Origin of the sequence: Halobacillus hunanensis (assembly GCF_900166655.1) — a bacterium.
Classification (GTDB): Bacteria; Bacillota; Bacilli; order Bacillales; family Halobacillaceae; genus Halobacillus_A; species Halobacillus_A hunanensis.
The window spans coordinates 71,928-90,108 of record NZ_FVZB01000004.1 but is presented as its reverse complement, the minus strand read 5'-3'; the positions used below and the strand labels follow the sequence as shown (position 1 = coordinate 90,108).

Annotated in this window: 17 protein-coding genes, 1 tRNA gene and 2 pseudogenes; 11 read left to right on the top strand and 9 right to left on the bottom strand. The window is 36.7% G+C overall.

Annotated features, from left to right (window positions below):
- The 5 genes from ccsA to B5354_RS00840 all read left to right on the top strand — a co-directional run.
- Positions 1-260: cytochrome c biogenesis protein CcsA (gene ccsA / locus B5354_RS00860; RefSeq protein WP_176142372.1), on the top strand; the 260-nt coding region annotated here is incomplete at its 5' end.
- 138 nt (positions 261-398) lie between these two features.
- Positions 399-950, top strand: coding sequence for a thiol-disulfide oxidoreductase ResA (resA, locus tag B5354_RS00855; RefSeq protein WP_079525061.1), 552 nt, complete (start codon positions 399-401; stop codon positions 948-950).
- Positions 943-1,653, top strand: coding sequence for a cytochrome c biogenesis CcdA family protein (locus B5354_RS00850; protein WP_079525049.1), 711 nt, complete (start codon positions 943-945; stop codon positions 1,651-1,653). The genes resA and B5354_RS00850 overlap by 8 nt, the downstream gene beginning before the upstream one ends.
- A gap of 62 nt (positions 1,654-1,715) precedes the next feature.
- A complete protein-coding gene (locus B5354_RS00845) occupies positions 1,716-3,245 on the top strand; it encodes an alpha-amylase family glycosyl hydrolase (RefSeq protein ID WP_079525047.1) in 1,530 nt (509 codons plus the stop codon).
- Positions 3,246-3,271: 26 nt separating this feature from the next.
- Entirely contained in the window at positions 3,272-3,595 is a 324-nt protein-coding gene (locus B5354_RS00840; RefSeq protein ID WP_079525045.1) for a hypothetical protein, read from the top strand.
- A 209-nt stretch (positions 3,596-3,804) separates the two neighbouring features.
- Here the strand turns inward: B5354_RS00840 and B5354_RS00835 are convergent, their stop codons facing one another.
- Positions 3,805-4,422, bottom strand: a complete 618-nt coding sequence (locus B5354_RS00835; RefSeq protein ID WP_079525043.1) for an acyltransferase family protein — start codon at positions 4,420-4,422, stop codon at positions 3,805-3,807.
- 507 nt (positions 4,423-4,929) lie between these two features.
- Here B5354_RS00835 and B5354_RS00830 point away from each other — a divergent pair.
- Complete coding sequence (locus B5354_RS00830) at positions 4,930-5,502, top strand: hypothetical protein (RefSeq protein ID WP_079525041.1); 573 nt, start codon at positions 4,930-4,932, stop codon at positions 5,500-5,502.
- Between the two features lie 75 nt (positions 5,503-5,577).
- Here B5354_RS00830 and B5354_RS00825 read toward each other — a convergent pair whose 3' ends face one another.
- Entirely contained in the window at positions 5,578-6,207 is a 630-nt protein-coding gene (locus B5354_RS00825) for a VanZ family protein (protein ID WP_079525039.1), read from the bottom strand.
- 226 nt (positions 6,208-6,433) lie between these two features.
- Complete coding sequence (locus tag B5354_RS00820; protein WP_079525037.1) at positions 6,434-6,898, bottom strand: DUF3888 domain-containing protein; 465 nt, start codon at positions 6,896-6,898, stop codon at positions 6,434-6,436.
- A gap of 285 nt (positions 6,899-7,183) precedes the next feature.
- Here B5354_RS00820 and B5354_RS00815 point away from each other — a divergent pair, with 285 nt between their 5' ends.
- Both B5354_RS00815 and B5354_RS00810 read left to right on the top strand, forming a co-directional pair.
- Complete coding sequence (locus B5354_RS00815; RefSeq protein ID WP_079525035.1) at positions 7,184-8,023, top strand: tyrosine-type recombinase/integrase; 840 nt, start codon at positions 7,184-7,186, stop codon at positions 8,021-8,023.
- Between the two features lie 77 nt (positions 8,024-8,100).
- Entirely contained in the window at positions 8,101-11,007 is a 2,907-nt protein-coding gene (locus B5354_RS00810; RefSeq protein WP_079525033.1) for a Tn3 family transposase, read from the top strand.
- Positions 11,008-11,117: 110 nt separating this feature from the next.
- Here the strand turns inward: B5354_RS00810 and B5354_RS00805 are convergent, their stop codons facing one another.
- Positions 11,118-12,005 carry a S8 family peptidase gene (locus B5354_RS00805; RefSeq protein ID WP_079525031.1) on the bottom strand — a complete coding sequence of 296 codons (888 nt, stop codon included), beginning with the start codon at positions 12,003-12,005 and terminating at the stop codon, positions 11,118-11,120.
- Between the two features lie 140 nt (positions 12,006-12,145).
- Between B5354_RS00805 and B5354_RS00800 the strand changes: the two genes are divergently transcribed.
- Positions 12,146-12,216: transfer RNA gene (locus B5354_RS00800), tRNA-Cys, on the top strand.
- A gap of 60 nt (positions 12,217-12,276) precedes the next feature.
- On the top strand, positions 12,277-12,426 hold the full coding sequence (locus B5354_RS00795) for a YvrJ family protein (RefSeq protein WP_079525029.1): 150 nt from the start codon (positions 12,277-12,279) through the stop codon (positions 12,424-12,426).
- 221 nt (positions 12,427-12,647) lie between these two features.
- Here the strand turns inward: B5354_RS00795 and B5354_RS00790 are convergent.
- Positions 12,648-12,833, bottom strand: a pseudogene (locus B5354_RS00790) (DUF4158 domain-containing protein); the annotation flags it as partial.
- Positions 12,834-12,986: 153 nt separating this feature from the next.
- Here B5354_RS00790 and B5354_RS00785 point away from each other — a divergent pair.
- Positions 12,987-13,555, top strand: a pseudogene (locus B5354_RS00785) (recombinase family protein).
- Positions 13,556-13,874: 319 nt separating this feature from the next.
- Here B5354_RS00785 and B5354_RS20815 read toward each other — a convergent pair.
- From B5354_RS20815 to B5354_RS00770, 4 genes are read right to left on the bottom strand one after another with little or no spacing between them, the layout of a single operon-like run.
- Entirely contained in the window at positions 13,875-14,003 is a 129-nt protein-coding gene (locus B5354_RS20815; RefSeq protein ID WP_275897964.1) for a hypothetical protein, read from the bottom strand.
- A 32-nt stretch (positions 14,004-14,035) separates the two neighbouring features.
- Positions 14,036-15,424: a radical SAM/SPASM domain-containing protein gene (locus B5354_RS00780; protein WP_079525027.1), complete on the bottom strand. Its 1,389-nt coding sequence runs from the start codon at positions 15,422-15,424 to the stop codon at positions 14,036-14,038.
- Positions 15,421-15,972 (bottom strand): flavoprotein, encoded by a 552-nt coding sequence (locus tag B5354_RS00775; RefSeq protein ID WP_079525025.1) that lies wholly within the window; start codon positions 15,970-15,972, stop codon positions 15,421-15,423. Before B5354_RS00775 ends, B5354_RS00780 begins: the two co-directional genes overlap by 4 nt.
- The gene (locus B5354_RS00770) at positions 15,973-18,180 is read right to left on the bottom strand and encodes a B12-binding domain-containing radical SAM protein (RefSeq protein WP_079525023.1); all 2,208 of its coding nucleotides are present in this window, start codon (positions 18,178-18,180) and stop codon (positions 15,973-15,975) included.
- Between the last annotated feature and the right edge of the window lies 1 nt (position 18,181).

Sequence of the window (18,181 nt, the reverse complement as noted above, 5' to 3'; positions counted from 1 at the left end):
TTCCTATTTTTACACTAGGTGCGCTAATTTTTGCAATGATATGGGCCCAAGAAGCTTGGAGTCGTTTCTGGGGATGGGATCCTAAAGAAGTGTGGGCTTTAATTACCTTCTTTTTCTATGCTGCTTTCCTGCACCTCAGACTTTCAAGAGGATGGCATGGAACGAAATCAGCATGGCTTGCTGTGGGAGGGTTTGCCATCATTATGTTTAACTTACTTGCTGTAAATTTAATCATATCTGGTTTACATTCCTACGCGTAAGCAGGAAGTTTTATACCGTGATTTAAAATGCTAGCTCTGGACCAGGCCACACCTTCTAATTATACGGTCTCAGAAATATTACTGTTCTGGGAAGAGATCTAAGATCATCGATCATTAAAGAAAGGCGTGTTTTTAAAAGTGAAAAATCGTCGCAAACGATCGATCATGCGTATCTCCATATTAAGTGTATTTGCCCTTCTCATAGGGTTTGTCCTTTATCAGAACTTCACAAAAAATTCAGGGGTCGTCAATGCCGGAGATATGGCCCCTGACTTTAAATTGGAGACTCTTGATGGGGAAATTATTCAACTTAGCGATTACCGGGGACAAGGTGTATTTCTCAATGTATGGGCAACCTACTGTAAACCCTGCGAGAAAGAAATGCCCTACATAGAAAATCAATATCAAATTTTTAAAGATAAAGGTGTACAGGTTCTCTCTGTCGATGTAGGAGAAAGTGCTGTAACGGTACAAGCGTTTGTCGATCGTAAAGGAATGATGTTCCCCGTTTTAATGGACTATGGTGAGGAATTACTAGATGCTTATGGAATTGGGCCCATACCGGTTACCTTCTTAATCGATGAAAACGGGAAAGTCGTTGATCGTATCACAGCTGGGATGACGGAAAAAGAAATCCATGGATATATGAAGAGAATTCAACCGGATGACTGGAGAGAGTCGAATGGCTGATATCAATCTACTATTAGCCTTTGGAGCAGGGTTTTTATCATTTATTTCGCCTTGTAATTTACCCTTATATCCTGCATTTCTATCTTATATTACTGGAATGTCCCTAGATGATTTACAGGACAAAAAATTGTTGGCTAAGAAACAACCCTTTCTTCACACATTATTTTTCCTCTTTGGTTTTTCCATCATTTTCATTGCTATTGGTTTTTCAACATCTTGGATTGGTGGGTGGTTTATTCGTTATGATGATTTAATTCGCCAATTAGGTGCCATCTTAATTATCTTTTTAGGCTTAGTGACGCTCGGGATCTTTAAACCTGAAGTACTGATGAAAGATTATAAAGTTCCCCTAAAAAACCGTCCTCAAGGATATCTAGGGTCAAGTGCTGTCGGTATGGGATTCGCAGCTGGATGGACCCCTTGTACAGGCCCGATCCTTGCCGCTGTCATTGCTCTTGGAGTCTCTTCCCCTAACCAAGCTGTTCTGTATATGATCTGTTATGTCTTAGGGTTTTCTATTCCTTTTATAATCATGGCTCTTTTTATCGGAAGGTTAAAATGGATTAGAAAACATAACAGGAAAATCATGGCTGTTGGTGGTTATGCCATGATTGCAATGGGAATCGTCTTATTTTTTGGTTGGATGACTCAATTTACTTCCTTTATAACCAATCAGTTTTTTGGTGGTTGGACTGGATTTTAGACACAAAATAGAATCCCCTTTTTAATATATAAGGCTTCAAAGGCAACGGAGGAATAGTGGAAATGAAAAAAATTACTTTGCTAACAGTTATAATGATATCTTTTCTCCTTTTTGACGGGCTTCCCGTAGGAGCAAATGAAAAAGGAGACCGTAAATGGCAAGACGGAAGTATTTATTTCATCATGGTCGATAGATTCATGAATGGAAATACTGAAAATGATAAAAATGTTAATGTCAATGCTCCTAAATCCTTTCAGGGGGGAGATCTTGAGGGGATTATTGAAAAGTTGGATTATATTAAAAAGATGGGATTTACCACCATCCAACTAACTCCTATTATGGATAACGGGACAAATGGCTATCATGGATATTCAGTCATAGATTTTAAATCTATTGATGAACACTTTGGGACCATCGAAGATGCCAGGAGATTAGTCAAAGAAGCTCACAAACGGGACATGAAGGTTATCTTTGATTTTGTTGTGAATTATACAGGGAATCAACATCCTTGGCGGAAAGACCCGGGGAAGGAAGGCTGGTATCTCAAAGAGAACTATATGAACGAACAGAAGACTTCCGATAGTTCCGCAATTTCTACTCCTTATGTCTTGAATATGAAGAACGAGGAAGTAAAACAATACATATTGGATGCTGCCTCCTTCTGGATCAAAGAAACCGGCGTTGATGGCTTTGGTTTAGATACAGCAAAACCAGTTTCTAAAGAATTTTGGACAGACTTTTCTAATCGTGTAAGATCGATTGATGAAGACTTTATCTTACTCGGTAAGATAAAGAATGAAGGTTATATATCACAATATAAAGGAACCGGGATAAACAGCCTCGTTAATTATCCTTTCTCTAAACGTGCAAGTGAAACGTTCAAGGAAGCTGGCGAGTCACATAACCCTCTTTTTAATCAATGGGAAAAAGATAAAGAGCTTTATAATTCCTTTAATATAGGTCATTTTCTAGATAATCCTGACAGTCAACGCTTTACAAGACTAGCACTTGAAAAGCGTCAAAATCCAATCACAAGGTGGAAATTAGGGTTAACTTATATGTTTACCTCTCCAGGAATTCCTATTCTCTATTATGGAAGTGAAGTGCCTTTAGATGGAGGTGAAATACCTGATAATAATAGACTTATGAATTTCAATTCTGGAGATGGCCAACTAAGTAAACGAATTGAAAAACTAAATGCCTTGAGGGACCAATACCCTGTCTTAACACGTGGGGACTTTGAGAAATTATATAGTGAAGACGGATTTTTTATATTTAAACGCACCCTGGGGGATCAGGTGATGGTAGTTGCTATCAATAATGATCGTTCCACAAGGACAGCAGAGATTAAAGGGTTACCGGAAGGAAAACAGTTACGTGGGATCCTACATGATGGGTTAGTACTTGAACAAAAACCCGGAATGTATAAACTAGCTCTTAATCGTGAACAAGCTGATGTATTTTTAGTTGAACCTAAACAAGGTCTTAACTGGCCATTTATCTCATTTGTACTTGGTGTATTCGGACTATTTGTGTTCGGGGTGAGTTACATTAGTATCAAGAATAAAAAAAATAATCAATATTCAGTGTGAGTTTACTGCTTATGGAGGTGATGCTCATGTTACGACCGATTGGCAAAACATTTGAAGTCAAGCCCTCTAAACGTTTCTATATCCCCCGTAAATGGAGGGACAAGTTTAACTGGATTCAAGGACACAGTGTTAGCTTACGTTTTCAAGAAAGCAATCTTATCATACAGGAAGAGGTAAGTGAAACTGATATGGTTTGTGTCATTGGCAGAAAAGGTAGTATCTTTATACCCGCTGAAGCCATTGGAAAATTAAATCGAAAGAAAATACGGTTCCTGTCCGTTTATGTGGACGAAGCTAAGAAAAACATTGTGTTAGTACCAAAATCTAATACGAGTCATCTGAAGGACTAGATCTTACAAACAAAATGGTTAGATGTTAAATAGTTAAGAAGTTGTCACATGGCATCTATATATGAACAAATGTTAATGTGGTATTATGTACACGGAATGGATTCTACCCCCATTCCATTCTAGGACATAAAGGGATGGCTGCTAAGCCATCCCTTTAATTTGATCTATACATGATATGATGATCCAAACAAAATGCTGTTCTAAACCGACTAATTTAAAATAATAGGACGTGTTAGTCGCTTTGTTCCCTGATGGCCAAAAAATAAGCAAATTCCTATAGATGCTACAAATAATAATAGCAAGTTACTAGATAATAGATCTAGTTGCTTATGAGGAATGAAAGCCTTAACCGTCTGGATAACAAACCCGTGAAGTAAGTACACGTACATTGTTCTTGCCCCTATAACGGTTAATTTAAATGGTTGGTTGGGGACCAGTGCTAAAAAACCGATGGTTGCGGCAATAGTTAGTCCATATTGTATTAATCGAATAGCTCCAGCTTCCCAACCACTTACTCCCATACTTTCAAATGAATAAGATCCAAACAGCCACTGTATACCTTCTTTAGGAAAGACAAAGTAAAAGGCTGTTAATATGGTCAGAAGTAAGATGACTCCAACCCACTTCCACCGCACCTGATTTCGTATTTTGTTAAAATGCTCCCTTTGTAAACAAAATCCTAATAAAAAGATTGGGAAGAACACAAAGGTACGGGACAAACTTAGAAATTGACCGATCACATCGATATATCCTATAGCGATACCAAAAATGAAGGCTACTAAAACCCCCCACCATTTAAATCTTCCTACAAGGGGTAGTACCAACATTTTAACGGAAAACTCACGCTAAGACAGTTTTTACCATTTAATTCTATGATTTGGACTTTGGATTCGTTATGATGTTTATTACCAAATTGATCTGTATATTATGACAAAAAGTAAACTAAATATTAAGATTATTTCAATTTATTTGCAGGACAATGACAATTTAATGTCGAAGTTAAGTTATATACCAAAAAATGGGAGGGGGGTTCTTTTCTACATGGGGTACCGCCAGCAAAACGCGGATAGCGTACGCTAAGGATAAAAACCTTATCGCTTAGGCTTTTTCTATGTCTTGAGTTTTGTTCGCTCTATACAACATAAATATAATTGTGTTGTATTAGATAGTTGTAAAAGCATTATTTATCCCTTTTACGCAACACAATTTAATTAAAATATAAGAAAAACTAATGCAACACAACTCTTAACGTACGTTTACCGCGTTTTGCTGTCTGGACCCCTACATCAAGAATCTACATAGGTAACTTTTAAAATCAGGGAGGAGAGTAATCGATGTTTAAAAAAATTGGTTTACCTTTTGCATCGTTAGCTTTGGCTGCATCCCTTCTGGCACCGGGAGTTTCTCATGCTGAAGTAGCAGGAATGACATCACCAGAAAAGGGTGGGGTAGCAAGTCCAGAAGTGAATTCATCAACAAATGATCCTATCGGCGTCGAAAATGTAAAAGTGACACCAGGTCCATTAGAAATGAGTTCGTTTTATATTTATGATCCAGGTGGATGGCAATCTAGAGGAAAGTTTAAGGGATACGCTTATACTGGAGATGATACATTTTATTATACGCCAGTAGGTGCAGGTGATAATTGGGAATCCGGCGGTGGAAACTTCAAGATAGAGTTCACTGGTGTGAATAATAATTTCACTGTACAATTAAGAGAATACGATGGCCAAGGTAATTTTGATGAAATCGTTGGTGACCCGATTAGAGTATCTCAAGCCTCTACTGTAACGTGGTCTGGCATAACTAACCAAGTAGATGGTAGTGACGATGAAGCCGAATTTTATATTACAACGTACAATGCTGCTCCATACCAAGCGAGTTTTTATGCTGAAGGGTTTGACTGATCCCTTCTATAAAAAGATGCTCTTCCACAAATAAGTGGAGGGGCATCTTTTTATAGAAACAGGAATATCAGACATTCATCTTTTAAATTGAGTCTCTATTATTGACCAAAGGTAGTAACCCCCTATTCCTATACCAGCGCCTATAGTGTTTAAAATTACATCGTCAATATCTATGCTTCTTCTCAAACCAATTTCAAACACACTATAATATAAACTTAATACGAATTGTATAAATTCAATACCCACTGTACAAAGCAAAGTATACCAAATCGCCTGCTTATAACTTTTAGTCCATTCAAAATAGAGTAAAGCAAATGCAAAAGGGGCAAGCATGATTGTGTTTCCAAATACCTGATACAAAACATTTAGATTTGAAATATTTTGTGTAATTACTTCAAAAATGCCCTTGATGGGAATTAAGTTAACTGTATCAAAAACATTTTTTGCGTTTTCAAAAGAAAAACTATGAGAAAACCCTATAACGATCCCTTTCAGTTCAACAGTCTTCGAGTACAATATACAAAAATATATTGTGAAACAAATCGCAATGAACAAATCAAGAACATTTCTAAGAGCTGTGCGTTTAAAAAGAAAGGTCAAGCAAATCATAACAATTATTAAATTAATCAGTGCCTCTAAATTAAAATATCTAAAAAGTTCTCTGTAAAAGAAAATTGGGATGACTAACAATAGATATTTTTTCATTCATTACCCCTTTCTTCCCAAACTGTATTTTATACCCAAATTATACTGAAAACCTTTCTTGGACTCAATCGTCATAAGAATTTCGAATTGTTTTTGCACTCTGTATAAACCCATTGTATTAGGGTATTTGTTAGGTGTTTCAGCGTTAAGAGTAACAAAAACCCGAGAAAGGCTCTATGTTTTAGCCTTTCTCGGGTTACAGTTTAATGTACATAGTATCTTTAATTTAGTTTTCGTTTGAGTCATGATGCTCATAATTTAACATTTTTACTTTAATTCCTTTTGCTACGTCTCCCGGTACCACACCGAAGGTTATTTTATCTGTCCCCCCTAATTTTGGACCGAGGGTTGTAGTATTCGTTTGTTTGTCATGTTTTGTTTTGATAGGTTCAACAGTAAATGTCACCTCATATGGACTCTTTAGGACATGACCTTTTTCACTCTGATCTACTTCAACGACATCATAACCTTCATCCCACCAGTTATACTGAAAACTTATTGAGTCATCCTTATAATAATTGGCGACTGCTTTGTCAATATGTTCATTAAAAAGCTTCAGCATAAGTTGATCTGTTGCTTGTTCCGTTCCTTTTGAATCGTGGTTATTAGAGTTTTGAGATTGAGCAGAAGCAAACGCGACCCCAGTGAATAAACATAGAAGAACAATAACTGTTGTAAGTAAACGCTTCATTAATGATGCACCATCCTTTTTCCTAGTCTTATCTTTATGAAGCCTTAGTACAAGCCTATCCAAAAAAATTATAATTATGTATCACGATTTGATATGTCTGTTCCAAAATAGAAGTATCGGATTTTTTATATACTTATCATAGAATTATGACATAGAACAATAATTCTATGATAAAATGAGCTAAAGTCGAAACGAATCAATCATGTGTTACCGGTGTATAATCAAAGATTAATGGCCGGAAATTTTAGCGTAGAATTATGTGATGGTGTATTAAAGGGGAGTCCAATGACGAAATCAGTATTAGAAGTGTTCAGAGAAGAAGGTTTAAAGGGGAAGTCAGAATCAACTTGTGACACATATATACATGCATTAGAGCAATTTAACCATTGGTTAGAAGGAACGGGCACAAACTTAGAAGATTTTTCAAGATCTGATGTGCAACAGTACATTGATTATCTGACGGCTAAACGGAAAAGTGCCGCAACTGTTAATAAAATTTGGAATGCCATTAAACCTTTTGCAAGATGGACAGGCAATGCCAAAGCTGTTCAGGATATACGTGTTGTTAAAATGGCTGACCTTAAAAAGCAAGCTCCTAAGGGATTAGATCGCATTGAGCGAAATCGATTAGTTCGTGAAGTAGATCGTGACGGTAACAAACGCGACTACGCTATTATCCTTATGCTTCTTTATACAGGAGTACGGGTCCGGGAACTCGTTTCCCTCAACAGAGATGATATTCAGAAAAGTGAACGAAAAGGTGAGGTCCGGGTTATTGGAAAAGGTAATCGGGAGAGAATTATCCCCTTAAACGTGGAGGTGCGTCGTGCGCTTACAGATTATCTTGATCAAAGGGGCGACAATCAACCAGCCTTATTTTTATCAAGCCGGGTGAAACGAATCAGTATTCGAAGTGTTCAAACCGTTCTTGGAAAGTACAAAGTCCACCCTCATGCTTTACGTCATACGTTTATCACAGGTCTTGTACGTGCGGGTGAAGACATTTCTGTCATTCAGTCATTGTCCGGTCATCAATCGGCTGACATGGTCCTCCGTTACAGTCAGCCCACCGCCCAGGATAAAGAAAAAGCTGTGGAAAATATCTACATTAATTCCTCCGGTTAATAAATAAGAGAGAGGAGTAATACTTTTGTATTTAAGGGAAAGAGGAATTGTTAACATCAGAACAAAGGATACAGTTTATGAAAATCCCATCCGATATTAGTAAGTGGGAATTAGCGAGTTACTATACCCTTTCTCCACAAGACATTAATCTTATTAAACGTCGCAGAAGGGATCATAATCGTTTAGGATTCGCTATTCAACTTTGCCTTCTGCGCTTTCCGGGCTGGACCTTATCTGATGCGAACCCTATTCCAAATGCTGTTTTAAACTATATTGCAGACCAAATCCATGTGAACGCACAGGAATTTCAATATTATGCAGGACGGGAACAAACCAAGTATGAACATTTGGAAGAAATCAGAAAGTTTTATGGATATACTTTCTTTTCAATGAGCAACTACCGACAGTTATCACGTTATTTGCTCCCTTTTGCCATGGAAAACAATCAATCCCTCCATTTAATTAAGATAGCTATCGATGAAATGAGAAAGCAAAAAATCATTCTACCAGCTATGACAACTGTTGAAAGGTTGGTATGGGAAATCCGGCGAAGGGCGGAGAAGAAAGTTTACCAACGATTAACAGAATCTCTGACTTCAAACCAAAAACAACAGCTTGATACATTAACAGAACCTTCTGATGAACAGAGAAGAACACCTCTGTCATGGTTAAGAGAAAAACCTGGGCAATCCTCTCCAGACGCCTTTTTGGATGCTATTAAACGCTTGGAGTATGTTCGGGAGATCAATCTTTCTTCTAATACTAAAGAAATCCATCCTAACCGCCTACTCCAACTATCCCGTATGGGAGCAAGATATGAGCCTCATTCATTTCGACGATTTAAGGAATCAAAACGTTATGCCATCCTTGTCGCATACCTCCTATATCTAAGCCAAGAATTAATTGACCAAGCCATTGAAATTCATGATCGTCAAATCATGGTTCTACAATCCAAAGGCCGAAAAGCCCAGGAAGAGCTTCAAAAGCAACACGGGAAATCCATCAATGAAAAGGTCATTCATTTTGCTGATCTGGGCGCTGCGTTAATTAAAGCACGAGATGAAGGGCTTGATCCATTTGAAACGTTGGAAACAGTTATGCCGTGGGAGAATATTATTTCTTCTGTGGAAGAAGCCAGAAAATTATCACGGCCCGTTGATTATGATTACTTGGATTTACTTGAAAATCGTTTCTCATACTTACGAAAATATACACCCACTTTATTAAATGCCTTAGATTTTCAATCAAATCAATCAGCAGAACCCTTGATGGAGGCCATAGATACGATCCGTACAATGAATCAATCTGGAAAGAGAAGAGTTCCAGAAGATGCTCCCCTCGATTTTATTTCTAATCGATGGCAAAAACATGTATATGATGAGGATGGGTCCATTAACCGTCGCTATTATGAAATGGCCGCGTTGACAGAACTTCGTAATCATATTCGATCAGGAGATGTCTCCGTAACTGGTAGCCGCCAATATAAAAACTTTGATGAATATTTAATTTCAAAGGATGAATGGAAGAAGATTGATTTACAAAATAGTAAACTTGCGGTTAGTCCTTCAGTTGATCAATTCATAAGTGAAAGAACACAAACACTTACTGAACGCCTGAACTGGGTATCGAACCATGTTCATGAATTAGAAGGAGTAAATATTGGAAAAGGGAAACTTCATATTGATCGTTTAGAAAAAAACACTCCGGAAGAAGCAAAATCCTTTAGTTTGTCTTTATATAAGATGCTTCCAAAGATCAAACTAACCGATCTTCTTTTAGAGGTTGCGAGCTGGACGGGTTTTGATGAAGCCTTTCTCCACGCATCTTCTGGTCACCCGCCAAAGGGCAATGAGAAATCCATCCTCATGGCAACACTCATGGGTATGGGAACTAACATTGGACTAACCAAAATGGCCGATGCTACTCCTAAAATTTCTTACCATCAAATGGCCAATATCGCTCAATGGAGAATGCATGATGATGCTATGAATAAGGCGCAGGCTGCACTCGTTGATTTTCATCACCAACTTTTATTGCCATCTTACTGGGGAGATGGGACTACCTCCTCATCAGATGGTATGCGCGTCCAAGTAGGAGTTCCTTCCCTTTACGCTGATGCAAATCCCCACTACGGTCATGGGAAAGGAACGACCTTTTACCGTTTTACAAGTGACCAATTTTCAACCTTTAGTGGAAATGTCGTAAACACGAATTCCCGCGATGCACTTCATGTAGTCGATGGACTGCTGCATCATGAATCTGAACTTAACATTGAAGAACATTACACGGATACAGCTGGGTATACAGACCAAGTGTTTGGTCTATGTCACCTTTTGGGCTTTCGATTTGCTCCTCGCCTTCGGGACTTGACGGACACGCGGTTACATATTATGGGGAAGCCAAATGAATTTCCAAAGCTTGAGTCGTTATTAAAAGGTCGCATTAATACTAAGGTCATTCAAGAAAATTACGCTGATGTGTTACGTATGGGACAATCTGTTGGTCAAGGTAAAGTTTCTGCTGCACTTATTTTAGGTAAACTAGGTTCCTATTCGAGACAGAACAACCTTGCAACGGCCCTCCGAGAGATGGGGAGAATCGAAAAAACTATTTTTATCTTAGATTACATTTCAAATGAAGCAATACGTCGAAGAATTCAGCGAGGATTGAATAAGGGTGAAGCCATGAATGCTTTAGCCAGAGCATTATTCTTTGGAAAAAGAGGAGAATTGCGTGAACGTGCATTACAAGATCAACTGCAACGAAATAGTGCATTAAACATTTTAATAAACGCAATAAGTGTTTGGAACACGGTATATCTTACAGAAGCAATAAAGGTCATGAGGGAAAAGGGTGTTTTAAAAGAAGAGTTAATTGGACATGTTTCACCATTAGGGTGGGAACATATTAATTTCCTAGGAGAATATTCATTTGATTTAAAAAATTTGACCAAAGCGAATACATTAAGACCATTAAATATCTGAAACAGTCCCCCGGAATTCGTTAGCGTAAAGAATTCCGGCTTTTTTATGGTAAAAACTGTCTTAGCGTGAGTTTTCCGTTAAAATGTTGGTACTACCCCAATTAAATTTCCCTAATTAAATTGAACTAATCTGATGTCTTCACCATCCATGTGTTCACTTAAAGGGATGGAGTATTTAGTTAATTGCCTTAACACGGTTTCTAGTTTCACTGGTACTTTCTCTTTCTTCATTATATCTATGATTAAAGAAACAGCTCCTGTTATATGCGGTGCTGCCATTGAAGTTCCGGTTATTTTACCATAGAGACTGTTGGGAAATGTCGAAAGAATATTACTACCCGGAGCTAGAAATAAACTTCGTCCGTTTTTGTTTGAAAAACTATTTAATTTTAGTGACTCATTAACCGAACCAACCTGTAGTACTTCCTTAAAAGAAGCAGGATATAACCTTTTTGAATCTCCACTATTTCCGGATGCCGCAATTATTGGAATATTTCTTTTTGTTGCGTTAACAATTGATTTATAGAGATTATCATCATCGTAATGGCCACTTAAAGATATATTCATAGCTGATACCTTTTCCCCTTTTGGCCCTTTCCATTTTATAGCGTAATTAATGGCGTTAACTAATGAAGTGTAAGTACCTGAGTTTCTTTTATCAATTACCTTGAGAATTAATAATTTAGATTGCGGGGATACTCCAATAATTCCGGATTTTATATTGTTAGCCGCAATGGTTCCTGCAATATGAGTCCCATGGAAATTGCTATCTGAAAAGTCATGGTGTTCCCCTTCACCTGTGAAATTATACCCTCCAATAATGTTATCTTTTAAATCAGGGTGATTTCTATCACACCCCGAATCAATAACAGCTATTACATTCCCTTTTCCCTGATCAGATTTCTCCCATAAACTTTCTACATTAAGTAATTTTAAACCTTTCGGGATGTTTTTACCTTGTTCTATTCTTTCCCTAATCTCAAGTATTTTGGTGCTCATTAATTATTTCCCCCTTTATCCATTTAAAGAGTAACTTCAAAGTTATTATTTAACTCCAAATTTTTTTCATTTCGTGTTTATATTTGTTAGCAAGATACTCTTTAAATAGTAAGAAGAATAATAATTGCTTTAGAAGTTGTGGTAGTATAGCCAAGTGGTAAGGCAAAGGTCTGCAAAACCTTCATCCTCGGTTCAAATCCGAGTACTACCTCTATATTTGAATGGGGATTTTAAGTAAAAAAGGAGTAGACATGGAAGGTGAGTGATTTGTATGGAACCAAATTATTGGATCTCTTTGATAGGCAATTTAGGATTTCCTATTGTCGTTACGTTTTATTTACTCATGCGATTGGAAAGAAATTTTAATCAACTGGAGCAAGTTGTAGAAGAGCTTATTATGGAAATACGAAGAAACAAATAAAAAAGTTCGTCAACTAAGCAATTAAAAAACGACACTAGAGAATGAAAGTTTCATATCATTCTCTAGTGACATATCGGTATTAAACAGATTTATTACCTCTAAACCGATAACCCCTGAGTAAGGGGTAGCGTCAGGAAAATGCGGATTTACAACGTTAAGCGCATTTTCCCGAATGCTATCCTATTTTTAACAACGTTAAGGGAGTTTTAATGGCCTTAAGGTCGGAGAACAGCTAATTGTACTGCAAATCCCAGTCTATTTTCATCCCTTCTACGCTTGTTAATCAGTTCTAAATCCGAATTAGAGAATGTGTAGTAGGTTCCAACTACGAGTTCGTCCTCAGGAATCTGTATAAAGGATTGCCGTTGTTCATTAGTGAGCAATTCTCTCCCTCTAGCAATAGACATTTAGTTCACCCATTTCATAGAATATTCACTTTACTCTTACGATTCTATCAATAGAGTGTACCCTATTGATAGAAAGTCGGCTCCTTGATATCATAAGCTTTATAGTCTCTCAATAACACCTATCAAAAATACATATAAAATCGAGGGGATAAAATGATATTTGGGTATGCTCGAGTAAGTTCACAAGACCAAAATTTGGATAGTCAGGTAGAGCAACTTACCACGTATGGGGTGGATGAAGTTATCAAGGAGAAAATTAGTGGGGTAACTAAACAAAAGCAGCAATTGGAAGATCTCCTTTCTAAGCTCACTACAGGGGACACTTTAGTTGTAACTCGTATGGATCGCCTAGGAAGGAATACAGTTCAGATGTTACAGCTCGTTGAACAACTTCAAGAAAGAGATGTAGACTTTGTAATCCTAAATTTGGGGATTGACACTAGAACTCCAACTGGGAAATTCTTTTTAACGGTAATGGCGGCCTTTAGTGAGCTTGATCGAGAAATGATTAAGGAGAAACAACGTGCGGGGATTCAGTCGGCAAAGCAAAAAGGAAAGTATCGGGGAAGAATAAAAAAGTACACTGATAAACATCCGGGGATGAATCATGCAATTGAGCTTCGTAAAAATTCTGATAAGACTGTTAAAGAGATATGTATGATTACAGGAGGAGTGCAGCTGCTTTCTACCGAAGGCTAAAGGAAGGGGATAAAGATTCTTAGGGGGTGACTGGTATAATGTAAAATAATTACTAGAAGGAAGAGAGTGATTTTTCAATCAGTACCGGGGAGGTCAATAATTGAGATTATACTCTTCCTTCCTCCTCTAAACAAAAAGGATGTTCCCAGGTTATATTTAAAACCCAGGAACATCCCTTGGGATCTTAAGAGTCCCTTGTTACTACCAAGTCTATTTTATTTTACAATACTATCCATTAATTTTCAATTATATCGTCACTATAATGTGAAAGCATCGAATTAAAAAGACCAATCGAAACTTGATTGGCCTTTTGTAAGTACTGCTCTTTTCAACAAAATAAGATTAGCAGTTACAATTGTTTGTATCTGCTGCAGAAGCTAGTGAATAATCTCGGTTAAGTTCTACAACCTCTTCAAATTCTGCAAAATCAATACCTTCAGTTTCATTTTCAAGTAATGGAGTATTTGCCATAATATCACCTCCTTTCAAGTTAATTATGAACTTTATTGTTTTACTTCTTCCTTTGAAAATGTGATCTGTTTGTATAAGTTTTTCACATAAGCTTCTAAATTTGACTTTAAGGGGGGACAAGGTCTTGTATCTTTACCATGCTCAATTCTAACCAAAGGACAAAAAGAACCGTGGCATATAGGAGCAACCTGACATGACTGACAATGGGGATCAGTTGCCCCATCTAAAGATACCCATTGACTAAATTTATACATATCAAGTTCAATTTCTCCATTCGGATGTAACTGACCAACATGATTCATAGGGTTATTAAATGCCACGGTACATTTGTAGATGATCCCATCCGAACCGATTACTAATGAATTTTCTTTAGCTGCGTAACAGACATTATTAGGGCGAAGGGCATCTAAAAATTTAGTTGTCGGTATCCCCTTTTCAATCCCTTCCCAAGTCTTATCTATCTCAATTAGATTCGCTTGGTTTGAAGTGCAAATAGGAAGTTCCTCATCATTGGGTCCTCCCCATTGACCTACAGGTTGTAGATCAAACGTAAATCTTGGATCTGACTTAAAATTACTTGATAGTTCATCAAGAAAGTCAGAAATGTTTTCAGTATTAAAACTACTAAAATTCATTCTTACTTTAATTGAAACGTCAAGGTCAGAATCTTTAATATCCAGTAAGTTTTTCATAATCTTACTGTAAGTTTTTTGACCTCCCATAAGGACTCTTGTTTGATCATGATAGTCTTCCGTACCATCTACAGTTATTTGATAGCTTCTAACACCCATATCATATAACTTCTTTGCTTTTTCTATATTAAGAAGGAATCCATTAGTGGTCATTCCACTTGTATATTTAACATTATTTTCTTTACATAATTCTATAATCTGAGGGGATACATTCTCAATTACTGAATACCCAACTAGTGGCTCACCACCAAACCAACTTATAGCAAGGTTATCCCAATTAGATATATTTGCTTTAACCCATGATATTAATCCTTCTTGTAACTCTGGTTCCATTGTTCCTTTCAAGAATTCTTCGTAGCAATACACGCATCTAAAATTACATTGTTCCGTTGGCATTACAATGATTTGCTGGGATCGGTCTCCTTGATGTTGCTGATAATCAAACCTTTGTTTTGCAAATTCATCAATACTCTCTTCCACTAAAAAACCCAAATCGACTAACTTGTCATCCCCTTTCGCTAAAGGGGCTCCATCAGTATAATAATTTTCTCTTCTTTCAAAAGATTGCTCTGAAGTCATCATTTTCTGGTTAGCAGTGTTATAAAGCAAGAAGTTTTTTTTGTGTGTTGGAACCGTGAGGTTATATTTTGACCACTTATACTTTCTGTTCCCGCCTGATCTCTCTTTGTTCATTTTTAAATTAATTTTTTCGCCACTTCCCAAGTTCATACTATCGTTTCCTCCTTTGCAGTTTCTAAAATAACCCTGAATTGTTCAAACGTCGGAAGAACCAAAGATTCTTCGAATTTTTGTGAAGAAGTCGAGTATCCCTCATTAACATTTTGAATAACCCGTATATTTCTTTGTTCAAGCTTAACTATGCTTTCCTTCACAATATCTTGGTCAGCTATGGTTTTTTCCATGTTAGGGAACACAATGATGGGAGCTCTAGTAGAGATAACAGTTAATGTAGCCAAGTTATCAGCTATTCCATATCCCATTTTATTAATTGTATTAGCACTTGCCGGCAGAACCATTACAATGTCTGCCCAACTACCTAAAGCAATATGAGGTATTCTTGCAAAGGTGCTACCAATTGATTTATCATCCGTAAACGTGTCCGCAAAGTAACCAATTGTTTTTTCGGGAACGAATTCTGCTGCACTATGGGTAAGAATACATTTGCAGCTAAAATTTAACTTCTTCAACTCTATTATGAAACTAGGCAAATTCACGATACCAATAGAACCAGTCCCAATTAAAAGAACATTCTTCAATTACTTACCCCCTAATACCATTTTTTCTTCTGATCCTTTTCTTAAAAGATAGTTTGAAATACACTTATCGAATAATGATATTACTTGTTCGTGCTCATCTATTGAAAATTCTGTAAGGGCCATTTCTAGGGTGTTACCCTGATAAAATGAACCTAAGAATGCGTTTATCTTCTCGCTAAAAGGGTAGACCTTACCATTGCTTCTAATGAAAAAACTCTGCTTTTGGAGGTTTCGATTATCTATCTCAAAATTCACAGATTGTACCTTTTGTATGATTTCTCTATACGTAAGACCCTCAATATTTTCATTGGCAATGTTATGAAGGTTAGTGAGCTGATCATCGTCAAATAATTCAGATATATCAAAAGGTAATTCAAGGTTAACGATCCTACCATTTAAATGATAAATCTCTTCACGAGAGTGGTAATTTTCCACTGATAGTAATTGGTCACCAATCCTTGTCCCATATTTATCGTGATAAAACATTGTATGAGGCGTATCAATCCCACCAATCCAAGGTCTACCAAAATGCACATTTGTCAATTTAACTCTATAATCAGCTATCATGGCCTTTTCCCTATCAGTTTTTGAAGTGGTTTCTTCTTCATAATATAAAGAACGTGGGATATCTTCTCTGTTATAACCCCTAACATTTTTAATTTTAAATCTTTGAGGATCTTTAGCTACTATGGCACCAGGAGTAAGAGAAAACTCTCCTATGCCAATCATTGTCCAATCCTCTTTTGATTCTTCTAAGAAACTAAAAGTGTCCATAGCTTCATCAAATGTTTCGGTAGGAAAATCTATGAACCCCATCATTTGAACACCAATGTTTGCATTGTTAAAGTTCTGAATCGTTTCTTTTATTTTGTCAACAGTAGTTCCCTTATTAATTAAATCTAAGACTCTTTGTGTCCCTGATTCATAACCTACGGAAATACATGTACAACCGCTTTCCTTTAACAACTCACACCTTTCCGCAGACCAGTATCCTTCTAATCTTATTTCGGCCCCCCAACGAATATCTATTCTCTCATTTATTAATTTTTCTGCTAATTTAAGGAGCATGGCAGGAGCAAGTACATCTACAGAAAAATATATATACTTATAGTTTTGGGATAGAACTCTTAAATCTTCTACTGTTTTTTCAATAGGATTTTGTCTCCATGGACTCGTAGGGGAGTCGGAGTTTAGACCGTAGTCACAAAAAGTGCATTTATTCCAGTAGCAACCTCTGGATGGAGAATAATAGATGAAATTATGCGGCGAGAGGTACTTATCCCACGGCAAATCACCGTATTGCGGAGTTGGTATGTTATTAATTTTGTTATATTGGATCTCATGTTTTAATGGAATGTTGTGTTTAGGGTGGAATATTACATTCTTGAGGGGATGGAAACTCTTTTGGTGTTCCACGCAATCTAGCAATTCTAAGATAGCTATTTCTCCTTCTCCTACTACACATGCGTCAGCACAATTAAAAACTTCAAAAAAAGTATTTTTATTAAGAGAATACTTCCATATATCGGCAACTTCTGTTCCACCAAAAAATATATGTAAGTTAGGAAAATGATCTTTTATCATTCTTGCTATCTCTAATGCGAATGGAGTTTGAAAATTATAAGTTATATTAATACCTATAGCATTATATGATTGTTGATATATCTTATAAAATAAGTCTTTTTCAAAAAATGTTACCAAAGGCTTCATAATTTTTCTTGTTAATTCTCGATTCTTAAGATCACTACTGCTATTTAAGTTAATGTATCCTTGGGTTGTTAAGCTGAAGCCGTCAAACTGCCCTGGGAAACCATAAACGGATATAATCTTCATCCAATTACTAATTGTTTCGGCAGAATATCGATATTTATTGTAGTCATAAAACATTTCTTCATTTCTCATAATTGATACAGCTTCCCATAAATTATCGTACTCAAATTCATTCCCCAAAAGTAAGTACTTTAATTCATGTTGTTCAAGACCATTAAGTTCTTCTTTATTATTAAGGGCGTTAATTCTATTAGAGACATGGGTTTTAAGGCGATTATAGTAATCTTTGGAAAAGGTTTTATCTATTGCTTCAATATTTGTATCAATGATGTCTATGTGGTAATCCCTATGTTCTTCAATATACGATTTTAAATAGCTTAAACTATGATAACCTGAAGTCGGATCGAATATTGGGGGGTAAAGAAACAGTGTTTTCATT